Annotated in this window: 12 protein-coding genes; 9 read left to right on the top strand and 3 right to left on the bottom strand. The window is 61.3% G+C overall.

Translation table 11 applies throughout. From position 1 onward, the window contains the following. Nucleotides 1-61 precede the first annotated feature (61 nt). Nucleotides 62-829, top strand: coding sequence for a CPBP family intramembrane glutamic endopeptidase (locus tag ACK4FH_RS07270; protein WP_409812233.1), 768 nt, complete (start codon nt 62-64; stop codon nt 827-829). A 9-nt stretch (nt 830-838) separates the two neighbouring features. On the opposite strand, the gene ACK4FH_RS07275 is transcribed toward ACK4FH_RS07270, so the two are convergent. Beyond that, a complete protein-coding gene (locus ACK4FH_RS07275) occupies nt 839-1,963 on the bottom strand; it encodes a site-2 protease family protein (RefSeq protein ID WP_409812235.1) in 1,125 nt (374 codons plus the stop codon). Nucleotides 1,964-2,105: 142 nt separating this feature from the next. On the opposite strand from ACK4FH_RS07275, the gene ACK4FH_RS07280 reads away from it, so the two are divergent. The 4 genes from ACK4FH_RS07280 (at nt 2,106) to ACK4FH_RS07295 (ending at nt 8,108) form a co-directional block, all read left to right on the top strand. Further along, nucleotides 2,106-2,294 (top strand): hypothetical protein, encoded by a 189-nt coding sequence (locus ACK4FH_RS07280; protein ID WP_409812237.1) that lies wholly within the window; start codon nt 2,106-2,108, stop codon nt 2,292-2,294. 192 nt (nt 2,295-2,486) lie between these two features. Beyond that, entirely contained in the window at nt 2,487-3,857 is a 1,371-nt protein-coding gene (locus ACK4FH_RS07285) for a tetratricopeptide repeat protein (RefSeq protein WP_409812239.1), read from the top strand. Nucleotides 3,858-3,878: 21 nt separating this feature from the next. After that, the gene (locus tag ACK4FH_RS07290; protein ID WP_409812241.1) at nt 3,879-6,896 is read left to right on the top strand and encodes a hypothetical protein; all 3,018 of its coding nucleotides are present in this window, start codon (nt 3,879-3,881) and stop codon (nt 6,894-6,896) included. A gap of 156 nt (nt 6,897-7,052) precedes the next feature. Then, nucleotides 7,053-8,108 carry a hypothetical protein gene (locus tag ACK4FH_RS07295; RefSeq protein ID WP_409812243.1) on the top strand — a complete coding sequence of 352 codons (1,056 nt, stop codon included), beginning with the start codon at nt 7,053-7,055 and terminating at the stop codon, nt 8,106-8,108. 20 nt (nt 8,109-8,128) lie between these two features. Here the strand turns inward: ACK4FH_RS07295 and ACK4FH_RS07300 are convergent, their stop codons facing one another. Both ACK4FH_RS07300 and ACK4FH_RS07305 read right to left on the bottom strand, forming a co-directional pair. Continuing rightward, entirely contained in the window at nt 8,129-8,752 is a 624-nt protein-coding gene (locus ACK4FH_RS07300) for a hypothetical protein (protein WP_409812245.1), read from the bottom strand. 53 nt (nt 8,753-8,805) lie between these two features. After that, a complete protein-coding gene (locus ACK4FH_RS07305; protein ID WP_409812247.1) occupies nt 8,806-9,804 on the bottom strand; it encodes an SIS domain-containing protein in 999 nt (332 codons plus the stop codon). A gap of 277 nt (nt 9,805-10,081) precedes the next feature. Here ACK4FH_RS07305 and ACK4FH_RS07310 point away from each other — a divergent pair, with 277 nt between their 5' ends. The 4 genes from ACK4FH_RS07310 to ACK4FH_RS07325 all read left to right on the top strand — a co-directional run bounded on the left by ACK4FH_RS07310 (nt 10,082) and on the right by ACK4FH_RS07325 (nt 13,975). Beyond that, entirely contained in the window at nt 10,082-10,822 is a 741-nt protein-coding gene (locus tag ACK4FH_RS07310; protein WP_409812249.1) for a metallophosphoesterase family protein, read from the top strand. A gap of 142 nt (nt 10,823-10,964) precedes the next feature. Further along, the gene (locus ACK4FH_RS07315; RefSeq protein WP_409812251.1) at nt 10,965-11,600 is read left to right on the top strand and encodes a polysaccharide biosynthesis/export family protein; all 636 of its coding nucleotides are present in this window, start codon (nt 10,965-10,967) and stop codon (nt 11,598-11,600) included. A gap of 451 nt (nt 11,601-12,051) precedes the next feature. Continuing rightward, nucleotides 12,052-12,549 carry a hypothetical protein gene (locus tag ACK4FH_RS07320; RefSeq protein ID WP_409812253.1) on the top strand — a complete coding sequence of 166 codons (498 nt, stop codon included), beginning with the start codon at nt 12,052-12,054 and terminating at the stop codon, nt 12,547-12,549. 151 nt (nt 12,550-12,700) lie between these two features. Then, complete coding sequence (locus ACK4FH_RS07325; RefSeq protein ID WP_409812255.1) at nt 12,701-13,975, top strand: outer membrane beta-barrel protein; 1,275 nt, start codon at nt 12,701-12,703, stop codon at nt 13,973-13,975. Nucleotides 13,976-14,049: the final 74 nt, after the last annotated feature.

The raw sequence follows: 14,049 nt of genomic DNA on the forward strand, positions 1-14,049 counted from the left end.
GAAGCGTCAATCCCAGCACGGAAGCCCTGAGCCCATGGCCATATGGGGACCGGACGCACCGGTGCGAGATTCTGTGGCGCCGGACCCGGTTGCGGCTGAGTCTCGCCCCGCTGAACGATGGATCGACATTCTGCTGGTGCCGTTGGTCGCGAGCGGTCTGCCGGCGGTGGTTCTGGCAATCATGGCTCTCTCCGGTTCGCGTTTCCGGGACCGGTTCGGTATCGATCCTTTCTCGAACTACACCTTCTATGCGGCGATGGCCGGCTTTTACCTGTCGGTGCTTGCCGCCGTCTCCTTTCTGCTCCTCCTGCGGGGCAAAAAGACCGGCCGTGTCTTCTTCGGGAAGGGCCGTGCGATCTGGTCCTTTGTTGCGGTTCCGGCTGGCATCCTGCTCGCACTTGGCGCGGCCGGTTTTCTGTCGCTGCTTCCCGATGAGCTGCAGCAGGAAATGATGGAGAAGAGCGCGGCACTCGAGCCCGGTACGATCGTGGAAGCACTCTGCCTGCTCCTCGTCGTTGCGGTTCTGGCGCCTCTTGCGGAAGAAATCTATTTCCGCGGCATCATGCTTCGTGTTTTCGAGCGGCATTTTTCATTCGCATTATCCACCGTCATCACCGCGATCATTTTCACCCTGGTTCATGGTCACTTGTTCCCGGTGCCTGGGCCGTCCGGGCTCATCCTCACCGGAATTCTGTTTTTTCTCGGTGTTCTTCTCGCGCTGCTCGCCCGAGCGGGCGGCAGCTTGCGCGCGCCTTTCGCCATGCATGCCGCCTATAACGCGACGCTGATGCTGCCCGGCGTCTATACACTTCTGGTCACGCAAACCTGAGCGCCTCGGTCAGCCAAGCTCGCGCTTCAGAGAAAGAAGACGCATGATGTCGCGCAGAGCCACAATGCCTTCGAGCCTGCCATTCTTCACGACAAGCAGGCGCGAATGACCGCCCTCACGCATTTTGCGAAGGGCTGTCTCCGTCTTGTCGTCCACGTTGATGGTGTTGAGCGCGGAAATCGGGTGCATTGCGTCGCTTACCAGAAGCCGGCCCCACGCCTGCTTGCTGGTCTCGCGAAGATCGGCAACGCCGATGCTGCCGACGAGACGCCCGCCATCCATGACCGGGAATGTCTCGTGGAACGAGCCATAGATGTAGTTGTCAACGAGATCGCGCAAGGTGATGTTTGCCGGAACCGTGAGCGGGCTGTGGGTCATCACGCGTTCAACGGTTTCCGATTCGAGAAGTTTCTGGGATTCAAGCTGGGTGATTGCGTTGCGCGATGCCGAATGAAGAAAAAGGCCGATGAGTCCCCACCACAAGCCGCCGATCAGATGGCCGGAAATCAGGCTTGCCACACCGAGGCCGACCAGCATGAGGCCGAAAATCTGCCCGGCCATGGCGGCGCGGCGCGTGGCGGCCACAATGTCGCCGGTCCGGCCCCAGAGCCAGGCGCGGTAGACGCGGCCGCCATCGAGCGGGAAGGCGGGGACCATGTTGAAGATCGCGACGATGAGATTGATGAGGGCAAGATAGGCAAGGACGCCGGAGATGGGTGTACCTGCCCCTGCAGAAGCCATGATGATGGCGCCTAAATAGAAGAACAGTGAGAGCCCGAGGCTCGCAAGCGGGCCGGCAATCGCCATCATGAATTCGGCGCGTGCGGTCGGCGGTTCCCGCTCCATCTGCGCCACGCCGCCGAAGATGAAAAGCGTGATGCCGCTGATCGGAATGCCATAGCGGCGTGCGACAACGGAATGGGAAAGTTCGTGCAGCACGATGGAGAGGAAGAGCCCGGCCGCCCCGATCACGCCCATGGACCAGTAGGTTGTGCTCTCGAAGCCCGGATATAGTTGCGGGAAATAGCCGGTTGCCAGCGTCCAGGAAATGAGCAGGGCGATGAAGACCCAGCTCACATCCAGATTGACGTCGAATCCGGCAAGCCGGAAGAGCTTGATTTGCGCGCCGAACATGTCCAGCCCCTTGTGATCCTGAAGTTTAGACAGTCTACACCGCCTGCCGGGCTCCGGTCGCGGCAATCGGACGCTGCGTCATTCTTTCTGTATAATCGGCGCTTGAGGCCCCGAAGCCTCGTGCTCATCTAGGGAGAAGCCCATGCCGCTCTGGACAAGATGGCTCATCACGCTCGCCGCCATGCTGATTGCGAGCATTCTTGCCGGCTATCTGTGGAACTGGATGTTCAATGCCGATATTCCGAGCTACCTGAGCGGATTGGCCGGTGGCGCCGCCGCGGTGCCGGTATGGGAGCTGCTCAGACGGGCAGGCGGCGCTTCATCCATCTGATTAGGCGGGCCGGTCGAGAGCCACACGCCTCGAACCTGACAGCGTCTTGAGGGCGTTTTAGTCCAATTGGGTCATGCGGCCCATATCCCCTCCAAACTAGTTTCCGCACCGTGGCGCGAGGGTTGCGCCGCCGATTCTCCGGCTTGGCCGGCGTCTCGGCTGTTTTGATTCTGTGTTGGGCGGGGTGGATAGATGTGGGCGAGAGGGAAGGCGCTTGACGCCGTGCTGAGGCTTGGACGTTCGCGGGCAAGACCGGTGGCGATGGCGGCGGCATTCCTGCTGGTAGCAGCAGGGACGGCGGTCGCAGGCGCGATGGAAGAAGCGGCGAAGCGCCTCGGGGCAGGCGATGCCCAGGGGGCATATGAAGTGCTTAAGCCCGAAGAACGCAGCCGCGCGGGCAATCCCGATTTCGACTACATGCTGGGCGTGGCCGCCATCGATTCAGACCGGCCGGCGGAAGCCGTCGCGGCTCTCGAGCGGGTGCTGGCCGTGAAACCCGACCACCTTCAGGCGCGCGCCGAGCTTGGCCGCGCCTATATCGCCATGAACGAGCCGGAAGCGGCGCGGCGCGAGCTTGCCGCCGTGAGCTCGCAGGATGTACCTGACGATGTCCGCGCTACGATCGATCGCTATGTGACGGCGCTCGATACGGGACTTTCGGGAGGCGGCACGCAAATCCGCAGCAATGTGACCGTGAAAGCCGGATATGACAGCAATGTAAACAACTCGACGAGCGACAGCCGCATTCTGATTCCGGCCTTTGCCGGTCTCGGTTTTGCCACGCTCGGCGCGGGCGCGACCTCCGAAGACGATTTTTTTGCCGAAGTCGCGGGGCGCACATCGCTGACGCATGGCCTTGCGTTCGACAAGAAGCTGATTGTCGATCTCAACGCCTCCTACCGGGCAAACGGCGATCACGACCAGTTCAATCAGGCGCTGGCGGGTGCGAATATCGGCTTTGCCCAGCGCACACCCGATCATGGCACTTTCGCGATCACCGCTCAGCTCCAGTCCTACTGGGTCGATGACGAGGCCTATCGCTATACATACGGCGCGCTCGGCCAGTGGTCCTATCGCACCAGGGGCAACACCGACCTCGCGCTCTATCTGCAGTATACGAAGCTCAACTATCCGAACAACAGCGCGCAGAATGCGAACCGTTATACGATGGGTGCCACCATCGGGCAGCCGCTTGCCGGTGCGAGCGAGCCTTATGTCTATGCCGGTGCCTATGCAGGCTATGAAAAGCTCACCGACAGCACCTTCGACCATCTGACCTACGGGTTCGGCGGGCTTCGCGCGGGCGCCGAGATGACGCTGATGCCGAAACTGCGGGGCTATGCCGTCGCCGCCGTCGAAGTCTCCGAATACAAGGATGCAGATCCGCTTTTCCTTGAGGAGCGCTCCGTCGTGCGTGCCGACGCGACGGCGGGCCTGCGTTATGCGCTCCGGGACGGCCTGACCCTTGGCGGCGAAGTCTCCTACACGCGCTCCGACAGCAACATCGTGCTCTACGAGTATGACCGCGTCGTTGCTTCCGTTTCGCTCAGTCTCGATTTCTGAACCCGCAAGGAGCCCTGAACCATGAAAAGCAATTCATTCAACCGGCTTCTGGCAACCACGGCGCTCGCTGCGGTGCTGTCGCTTCCCGTGACGGCTCATGCCTTGCCGGTCCTGTTCGGCGGCGCGAGCGCCGATGGCGTCTACACCGGCAACATCGAGCCTGGGCAGACGGTGACGGCGACGACGCTACTGCAACTGCAGGCACCGGATGGCAGCATCATCACCATCGAGCCCGGCTCCGTCTTCACGCTGACCGGCGAAGGCGACAGCATTTCCTTCGAGCTCGTCTCCGGCGCGATCCGCGTCGCCTCGAGCGGCATGCCGATTTCAGTCTCGCGCGGCGGCGTCACCGTCACCACAACGGGTGGCGCCTTCAGCGCCTATGGCAATGAGAATGGCGGCCTCGACGGTCGCGTCAATCAGGGCACGGCGACCGTTCGAAACGGCTCGGGCGAGCGCGAGTTCGCGCGCGGTGAGGGCTATGAGGCGAGCGAAACCAGCATTGCCGGCACGTTCACGCCGCCTGCGCCGGGGACGCCGCAGTTCGCGCAGAACGATCCCGGCAACGACATGGATTATTCGCCGGCCGACCAGCAAGGCTCGAACGGCGCCTCCATTGTCGAGGATGCGGCGGGTGGCGGTGGCGGCTATGGCGGCATACCGCCGGTAACCGGTGTCGTGGTTCCGCTCGAAGGCAATGAGGATGCGGGCTATTCCGTCATCTATGCAGCGGACTCGATCGGCATCGATGGCCGAGCCGCCGCTCGCGTGACGGTCGGTGCGGGCGGTGAGCTCAACCAGTATGACCTTGAGCCTGACTATGAGGAACGCCTCGAACGCAATTCGAACCAGTCTCTCGAACGATCCAGCCTAAATGACAATGTGTTCATCGAGCGCTGGGCGGGCGGCGAGACGAGAGGCAACTACTACAACGTCTTCAATGGCGACACGATCGCGACACTCGGGCGGACCAGCCATCAGGGGTTTCACATCGTCTATGGCAAGCCGACCGATCAGGCAAATCTGCCAACGGGTGGTGTTGCAACCTACAATCTAGTCTCGGCGACTGCGCCGACCATGGATAATGGGCGCTTTGCGCCAGGCACATTTGACGGTGTGCTTGGCATCCTCTTCGGGCCAATCTTCAAGGTCGGTATCGACTTCACGATCGATATGCCGGGCGATCATGTCTATTCGATCCTGACCGCAGGCGGCGCAGCCAATCCTTCTGCCGTTCTCGGTTACAATGATCTCGCCAATGGCATGTTCCGGGTGAACGGCATTCCGGTTGCGCAAGGCGGTGCGGCCTGTCCGACTGCCAATTGCGATGCCGTCGTCTACGGACTTTTCACCGGCGCGGCCGGAGAGGATGTCGGCATTGTCTACCACATCATGGATTTCACGGCCGATTTCGACGATCTCTTCCGCGGAACGCAGATTTCCGGTGCGGCGATCTTCTCCCAGGCCTCCTATGATCCGGGCGATCCGCCGCCGCCATCGTCGAGCGGCGAGGTCGATGCGCCGCTGGGTGCCGGGCCCTACACGGTTTCCTTCAATGGCGGCATTCTCGGCGGCAATTCCGACGTGACGCTCGATGGCGACGGGGCGCTTGAATATTTCGAAAACAACCAGACAGGGCCGGACGGTCCCGATCGCGGCACGGCGCAGGTCGCCGACCTGTGGGGCAATGAAGACATCACGATCGGGCGCTGGAACGACGGTACGACGTCCGGCTATCTCGGCGGCGCGCTTTCCGGCGTTCAGGGCTATCACTATGCGGTGGGTACGCCCCTGACCAATCTGCCGGTCTATGGCATTGCGACCTATACACTGGCGGGTGCGACGGCGCCGACTTTCTCCGACGGCGGCGGCATGCCGGGCACGTTCACAGGCGCAATGGGTATCGCTTATGGCGGCGTCGGCACGGGCACCTTCCCGCGCGTCGGTTTCGATTTTGCGATCGACATGCCGGACGACCGGATCTATTCCGTCGTGACGCCGGGCGGCGCTGCAAATCCTGCCGGTTCGCCTTTCATCGTCTACAACACGGCGGGAATTTTTCCGCTCCACAGCATCATAAACGGCACAGGTGGCACCTTCTCCATCGACAATGGCGGCCGCGCATGCCCCGTCATGGATACGTGTTTCGTATCGATTACGGGCATGTTGTCGGGCGATGGCGGCAGTTCAGCGGGTATCACCTATCAGGTCTGGCAGTCGGGCTACAGCACACAGTCGGTCTATGGCGCTGCCGCCTTCACGACGTCCGGTGCATCAAATCCGGTTACGCCGGAAGCGCTCGACACACCGCTTGCCGATGGCAATTACGCCGCGCTGGTCGCGCGGGCGAGCGGCACGACCGTCCTCTATGACCGGCCCGCCACATTCGGTGCGTCGGGCGAACTCGCCACGGTCGAAACCGGCGTGAACCAGACCGTCAATATCGGTTCCAATGCCATGAGCGAAATGGGCGGCAATGACGATGTGATGTGGGGCCGCTGGACTGGTGGCGGCACGGGCGGCACGGGCTCCTATTCCGTCCGTGATCTTTCCGGCGATCGCGGCATGCATTGGGCGGTCGGCACGCCGACGGCCGATGTGCCGGCAAACGGCACGGCGCATTACGATCTCACCGCCTCGACCGCGCCGGTCTTCAATGATGGGCGGAGTGCACCGGGCACACTGAGCGGCGGCATCGTCGTCGCCTGGAATGGTGCTTCCTCGCGTATCGGTGCGGAGCTTGACGTCGCGATGCCGGGCGATGCGACATATCACATGGCAACGACGGGCGGGCTTGCGACGCCTGCAACTTCCGAACTTGTCCATACGGGCGGCGCAGGTGCATGGCGCTTCAGCGGCAATGTGCCCGTGACGGTGACGGGCTCGGGCGCTGCCTGCGATGGTCCCTGCACGGCGAGCGTCAATGCGCAGCCATTCGGTGCAGGTGCGTCGACGATCGGTCTCGGTTTCGAGATCGGTACGTCCAATGCGGCAAGCTCGATCACGGGCATGGGCATCTTCTCGCCAGCTCTGCCCTGATCTGCGGGATGATGACAAAGATAAGGCCGGGCGGCAGCGCCCGGCCTTTTTTGTTGCCGTGAAATTTTATCCGGCTGCGCGGCACTTTTATGGAGATTGAATTCCCTAAATCCCTATCATGGGCCGCAATGAAAAAGTGATGTGGGGGCAGTATCCATGAGTAGTGACGAAAAGAAGCCGGTCGAATCGAAGTGGACATTTGTTGTCGGCACCTCTCCGACACGAACGCTTTTTTTCGCGATCGCGCTCCTGTCGACGGTGCTCTACGCCGTCAACTCCGTGACCGGCACTGTTCCGGCCCTTCAGCACGATGTTCTGTTTGCGAGCGAGCCCAGGCTTGACGCGAGTTCTATGGAAGCGCTCGACCGCTCGTTGAAGGAGATGTCCAATGACCTGCCGGGGAGCGAGCGCGAGGAGTTCTCGCAGATCGTCCAATTTCTGATCATACGGAACTACCATGTTTCAATGGGCACGCCCGGCCCCGACTATCCCGCCGTCCAGCTCCAGCCGTGGCATGGGTATACGGCCCGGCGCCTCGTCGCCGCTAACCGCGACGATTATGCGGCTTCCATAAAGGATGCGCATGCTCGGCAAACTCAAGAAGCCCAGGAGGCGAAGGAATATCAGGCCGCGCGGGTCAAAGAGGGATATGAAGAGGTCCGCCGGCTGAAGGCGGAGATTGCCCGCGAGCCGGAGATCCGTTCGCTGCTTTCGAAAGTGGTAATCCGGCCTTTGAACGAGGAATGGACAAGTTTCACGATTCGGAAGTCACAGGCCGAGGGTGGCGGCGAGTTTAGCGGCTATCAGCTCGATCTTGATTTCGTCGTTCACAACAACACAGATGTCAAAATCGAAACGGCGATCATCGAACTTGATCTGGTCGACCGGCGAGACGGATCAATCATCGAAAATGAGCGAAAGCGTCTCTATTTCGGGCCTCCCGTGCACCCTTTTACATATGAAATCCTGGGCGATGCGGATCCCCTCCTGCCGGGAACATCGAGGAGGCTGCGCTGGGAAGCGCTGTTCGAGGTCGATGATCTGCCGCTGGGTACACATGTTGACGCCGGCTATCTGAAAAGCATCACCCGGATCGATGCCCGCGCGACCGCAATCGAGGATGTTCAGGGAGGCCGCGCGGTCGGCCTTTGGCAGATCAGCGAAGCCCGTAAGCACCTTGAAGCCTGGGAGACGTTTCTGGCCGACGAATAGGCCACCGCCCTTTCGATGTTCTACTCTTCCCCGGTCAACCGCCTCGGCATTGCGGCGGCGCTCTGCCAGATGTGGGAGAGGGCTGCGTCGGGCACATGGAAGCTGGCATAGGCATAGCCGGTGCCTTCATGGAAGCGCACGATGAAGGGACCCTGATAGTTCAGCCAGTCGCCATACCGACCCATCCGATAGGGCAGGCTTTTGGGGAGAGAGGCCTCATCCGGCAGGACGATGCTGTGGCGATAGACAAGCGGCGGACCGTCAGCGTCGATCTGCACCATGTCCTTGTCGATGCAGCGCCGGCCGCTTTCGGTTCTGCAGCCATTGAATGAAATCCGGCTCGGCCCTTCGCCCGGCTCGATGCGATTCTGCATGGGTGTCACAAGATCGCGCGAACAGAAGCCCGCGCCGGCATCGGCTTCGATTGCGGCGTCGAGATAGACCGCTTCACCGTCATGCGTCCGCGCGAATTCGAGCAGCGCCTGTATCGCTTCGAATTCCGTTTCGAGAGTTGCGCCCTCACCCGGCACGCAGGAGATTGCGAATGCTGCCGATGGCAGCGGCTCGGCGGCGCTTGCCGGCACGGACCACATGGGAAGGGCGGCTGCCAGAGCCAGGGCGAGAGCGGCGGAGGCCGGTTGCATGGATGTCTCCTGTGCCGGGTTTCTTGTCTTTGCCGCGGATGGGCCGGTTCTGCCTAGATTACGCCGGCCTTGAGGAAATCATGGATATGGACGAGGCCGACGGGGCGGCCGTCTTCCACGACGAAGAGGCTGGTGATCTTTCTTTCGTTCAGGAGCTTCACCGCTTCCGAGGCGAGCATGGAGGGGACGACCGTTTTCGGCGTCCGGTTCATGATATCGCCGGCCGTCTTCGAGAGCAGGCCATCTGTGCCCGAGTTCCGGCGGATGTCACCATCGGTGATCATGCCGATGAGCTTGCCCGCCTCATCCACAATGCCGACCGAGCCGAGGCTCTTCTGCGACATTATAAGAAGTGTCTCCGACATCGAGCTTTCGGGACCGGTCAGGGGCAGCTCGTCGCCCGTGTGCATAACTTCGCGCACCAGCTTCAGCATGGCGCCGAGCTTGCCGCCGGGATGGAAGACGCTGAAGTCCTTGGCCGAGAACCCCTTCTTCTCGAGAAGCGCGATCGCAAGCGCGTCGCCCAGCGCAAGCTGCATGGTGGTCGAGGTGGTGGGGGCGAGCTTGTTCGGGCAGGCCTCCTCGGCACGCGGGAGAATCAGCGCGATATCGGCAGCGGAGCCGAGCGCGCTCGTCTCGACCGAGGTCATGGCGATCAGCGGAATGGCAAACCGTTTCGCGTGCGAAATGATGCTCGAAAGCTCCGCCGTCTCGCCCGACCAGGAAAGCGCGAGGATGACATCGCCGGTAGTGATCATGCCGAGGTCGCCGTGGCTTGCCTCGCCGGGATGGACATACTGGGCGGGGGTGCCTGTCGAGGCGAGCGTCGCCGCCATTTTACGCGCGATATGGCCGGATTTGCCCATGCCCGTCACGATAACGCGGCCGGTCGCCGCGCCCAGCGCCTCGACGGCGGCGGAAAAGGGCCCGTCCAGGGATTCCACGAGTGCTTTCAGGCCTTCGATTTCTAGCGAGAGCGTACGTCGCGCCGAGGCCAGATGGGCGGTTGCCGGATTGCCGGTTCCGCCGGGTTTTGTTGACGCGTCAGACAAGCATGGGCTCCCTGGCTTTGTTCCCGGGCCTTTCAGGGCCCGGATGTCGATCCGCTTCCTTATATATCAATCCGGGCCGATTTCAGTATGTAAGGGTTGGAAGCCACGCCTCAATCTGTGCTTCATCTCCTTGTTTACACTGGGATTTCCATTAGTGTGAAGGCCGAAGAAGAGATGGCGGCGCCACTTCGATGGGCGCTGCGAAAGGCATTGTGTGCTGGGCGAAATTTTCGGCCGAATTAGAAGTTCCTTAGCGGGCCCCTCAGGCGAGGCCGGGTTGCCGGAGGGGCTGCGCATCTATGCCGTGGGCGATATTCATGGCCGCGACGACCTGCTCGCCGAGCTTCACGACCGGATCGCGGCCGACGCCGCGCGCGTGCCCTCCGCCACCAACATATTGATTTATCTGGGTGATTACATCGACCGGGGGCTTCAGTCGAAGCAGGTGCTTGACCGGCTGACCGGCAATCGCCTGGCCGGCTTCGAGCATGTGTTCCTGAAGGGCAATCACGAGCTTGCCATGCTGCAATTCCTGGGTGATGCCGCTTTCGGCAAGACCTGGAAATATTATGGCGGGCTTGAGACGCTGCATTCCTACGGAATTCAGGAGCTGACCCGGACCGACGATCCGGCGGCGTTCGAGCGGGCCCGCGAACATTTGCTCGATTTGCTGCCGGAGGCCCATCGCTATTTTCTCGAAACTCTTGAAATATCGAGAGAATTCGGCGGGTACTTCTTCGCCCATGCAGGCGTGAGGCCCGGCATTGCGCTTCATCGCCAGATCGAGGAGGACCTGCTCTGGATCCGGGAGGAGTTTCTGCAATCGGCGGCTTTATTCGGAAAGATCGTGGTTCATGGTCACACGCCGAACGAGGAAGTGGTGATTAGGCCGAACAGGATCGGCATAGATACAGGGGCCTATATGACCGGGGTGCTCACGGCGCTTGTGCTCGAGGGACAGGGTCGGCGGTTCATCCAGACAGGCGAGGCGATGCTGCCGATTGCCGCAGCGGGTTAACCAGAATGCGTGAAAATTGGCGGGCTACAGCGGTTTTGGCACAATTCCTGAGCCGTTTGGTGGTAAAAAGCTGCGATGCTGCTCCTGTCCCGGCTTTCTTGGCCGCATGGTATAGTCAGGCCACTCATAAGGGCGATTTCAGATGATCCATTTTGTGGCGACCTCTCTCGGGCTTCGGTCGGCTCTGGCTGCCCGTCTTGTGGCGGCCGTTCTTGCCATTTTCCTGGTGGCGGCTTGCTCGGACGGCCCCCGGCCGAACCTGCCGGCGGCAGCGCCGGTCGCGGCTGCGGGTGAAACCGTGCCTCTGCCCAAGGATGCCAATATCGACTATCGGCTGGGCTCCGGCGACAAGCTGCGCGTTATTGTGTTCGGTGAGCCCGATCTCTCCGGCGAGTTCGATGTGAGCGGGTCGGGTAAGGTCGCCCTGCCGCTGATCGGTCAGGTCGATGCCGAAGGGCGCACCTTGAGCGAATTCGAGGCTGCCGTGATCGGCAAGCTCATGGAGGGCTATCTGAACAATCCGCGCGTGAGCGTGGAAGTGATGAATTACCGCCCTTTCTATATTTTCGGTGAGGTCGGCAGTCCCGGCCAATATCCCTATACGAACGGCATGACGGTGTTGAATGCGATCGCCGTCGCAGGCGGTTACACATACCGGGCGAATACCAGCCAGATCTACATCACGCGCGGCGACGGCGCCGAGCAGACCTATCCGGCAAGCCAGGCGGTAAAGGTGCTGCCTGGAGATGTTGTGCGGGTGCCTGAGCGCTTCTTCTAGATATAGTATTAAACCGCCCGGGCCGGCTGACGCGCGAATCAATCTCGCGTGACGGATAAGGTGGCGCAAGACACGGGTGCTTGCGAATGAATCAAGCGAAGTAATCGCCGTCATTCGCCAGAATCAAAATTCACTGTTTCATTTTAGAATTAGCGGCGATGTATTTATGCAACGTGCGACGGAAACCATTTGTTAACCAAAAAATTCACATGCCAGAGTCATCCTTTTGGCATTACAGTGTTGACAGTTCTGCCGTTCGCGATGTGCGGGTGTCGGCCTTGGTCATTCTGGCCGCTCGGATGGCCGGGGAAGTGTCTAAGTTGGGCTGCCGCCCCGTGAGCCTCGCTGCGGGATGATTGCCCATCTGCGGAAGCAGCGGGACTAATGATGAAATTTCGGGGGCGGTGCACATGGCAGCTTCGCATGCCGGCCTCAATCGGGGAGATTCAGTATGAAGAAGTTCCTTTCGGCGCTCTGCCTTGCAGTCGCAGTTGCGATGGCACCCGCCTTTGTCGCCACCCCGCATGCTGTCGCCCAGGAGGCCGGGAGCCTGCAGGCCATGGAAGCGGATATCGAAGCTCTCCTGATTGCCCATGCAGGTGACCCGGATGCTTTCGCGGCCGCTATCGAAGAATATGTGATCGCCTCCGGCGACCCGGAACTCGCGGCCGACGCGGTGATCAGTGTGCTCACCCGGCCGACGACCGATCCGGAGATGAAGGTTGCTGGCGGCAAGGGGCTCGGCGCAGCGATTGCGCTTATCGGCCTCACCGATCCGACTGCGGCCGCGAACATGCAGGCCAAGGTCGAGGCGTCGGGCGATACGGTGCTTCAGGCAGCCGTTGCCGAGGGCAATGCGGAACGGACGGCCTCGATCCTGCGGCAACAGCAGCAACAGCAGCAACAGCAGCAGGACTCGACGCCGGAAACGCCGGTGAGCCCGAACTGATAGAACATCCGGGCGCCGGGTTAGCCCGGCGCCTGAAACCTTTGTTGCGTTCGCCGTTGTGACGGACGTCAAGGACTTGCCGGGCGGGTATTTGCAGCAGCAGTTGCCCTGGGTGGGGCGCAAAACTCAGATTTGTTAAGGGGAATGATCGATGTCTTCCATGGTTTCCAGGGCGATGATCGCGGCGATTGCCGTGACAGCGATTTATGCAGCCCCCATTCAAACCGCTTCGGCGCAGACCGCAGAGATTGCCGATGATCGCAATGTCAGCGTCCGTGACCGTGCGCGTCCGGGCTATGACGCGGTAGGTGTTCGGGCAGGTGCCTTTACGGTTTTCCCGGAAGCGTCCATCACCGGCACCTATAGCGACAATATCTATGCGACGGATACGAACACCGAGAGCGACTTCATCACGACGCTTGGTGCGCGCGTTTCGGCGGTTTCGACTTGGAGCCGTCATTCGCTGAACCTTCGCGCGGGCCTCGCCCAGCAGCTCTATGCCGATAACAATGACGAGGACCGCCTCGACTGGGATGTCGGCGCGGATGGCCGGATCGATATCACGCGGGACACGAATATTTCCGCCGGCCTTTCCTATGCGCAGCTCCATGAAGATCGTGGCGCGCCGAATGCCATCGGCAATGCGGCAGAGCCCACTGAATATTCGGTGTTCCAGGCGAATGTCGCTTTCAGCCACCGCTTCAACCGCGTGACTTCGCGGATCGGTGCGACCTATGCGGATTACGATTTCGACACGGTGCCGCTCCTCGGTGGCGGTACCCTCAATCAGGACTTCCGCAATCGCGAGCAGTTCACGCAGTTCCTGCGTCTCGGCTATGACGTTTCGCCGGATACCAATGTCTATGTTCAGGGCACGCTCAACCAGCGCAAGTATGACCAGCAGCCGCCGGTCGTGGCGCTGAACCGCGACTCCGATGGTTACTCGATTGTGGCGGGTGCGGATTTCCGTCTGACCAACCTTGCGCAGGGCGGTGTCTATGTGGGCTATCAGTCCCAGGACTATGACGATCCGACGCTGCCGGAGATCGACGGTCTGGCCTTCGGCGCCAGCGTCGACTGGTTCGTGACGCCGCTGACCACGGTGCGCTTCGAGGCGGCCTCCTCGATTGAGGAAACGATCAGCGCGGGTGCCTCCGGTTACACCGATAATTCGGTGGGCCTGGGCATTGACCACGAACTGATGCGGAATGTCATTCTTGGCGGTCGCGTGAGCCTTGCCAATCGCGATTATGAGGGCATCAACCGCAGCGATGACGTGATGCGGGCCGGCCTCGGCGTCGATTATCTGCTCAATCGCAACCTCTCGCTGCGGCTCGGTTACGATTACACGGACCGCGATTCGAATGTGGCGGGTTTTGACTATACGACCAACGAAGTCGGCCTGACCCTGAAAGCCGCGCTCTGATACGTCGCGCCCGGGAAAAGAATGATCGAAAGGGCAGCAGGTTGAACCGGCTGCCCTTTTCGTTTCCCGGGAAA

This window comes from Parvibaculum sp., assembly GCF_046297875.1.
Taxonomy (GTDB): domain Bacteria; phylum Pseudomonadota; class Alphaproteobacteria; order Parvibaculales; family Parvibaculaceae; genus Parvibaculum.

What these genes read in the sequence shown, in the direction of transcription:
- ACK4FH_RS07275 (WP_409812235.1), bottom strand. Translation starts at nt 1,963, where the DNA reads ATGTTCGGCGCGCAAATCAAGCTCTTCCGGCTTGCCGGATTCGACGTC.
- ACK4FH_RS07280 (WP_409812237.1), top strand. Translation starts at nt 2,106, where the DNA reads ATGCCGCTCTGGACAAGATGGCTCATCACGCTCGCCGCCATGCTGATT.
- ACK4FH_RS07285 (WP_409812239.1), top strand. Translation starts at nt 2,487, where the DNA reads ATGTGGGCGAGAGGGAAGGCGCTTGACGCCGTGCTGAGGCTTGGACGT.
- ACK4FH_RS07290 (WP_409812241.1), top strand. Translation starts at nt 3,879, where the DNA reads ATGAAAAGCAATTCATTCAACCGGCTTCTGGCAACCACGGCGCTCGCT.
- ACK4FH_RS07295 (WP_409812243.1), top strand. Translation starts at nt 7,053, where the DNA reads ATGAGTAGTGACGAAAAGAAGCCGGTCGAATCGAAGTGGACATTTGTT.
- ACK4FH_RS07300 (WP_409812245.1), bottom strand. Translation starts at nt 8,752, where the DNA reads ATGCAACCGGCCTCCGCCGCTCTCGCCCTGGCTCTGGCAGCCGCCCTT.
- ACK4FH_RS07315 (WP_409812251.1), top strand. Translation starts at nt 10,965, where the DNA reads ATGATCCATTTTGTGGCGACCTCTCTCGGGCTTCGGTCGGCTCTGGCT.
- ACK4FH_RS07320 (WP_409812253.1), top strand. Translation starts at nt 12,052, where the DNA reads ATGAAGAAGTTCCTTTCGGCGCTCTGCCTTGCAGTCGCAGTTGCGATG.
- ACK4FH_RS07325 (WP_409812255.1), top strand. Translation starts at nt 12,701, where the DNA reads ATGTCTTCCATGGTTTCCAGGGCGATGATCGCGGCGATTGCCGTGACA.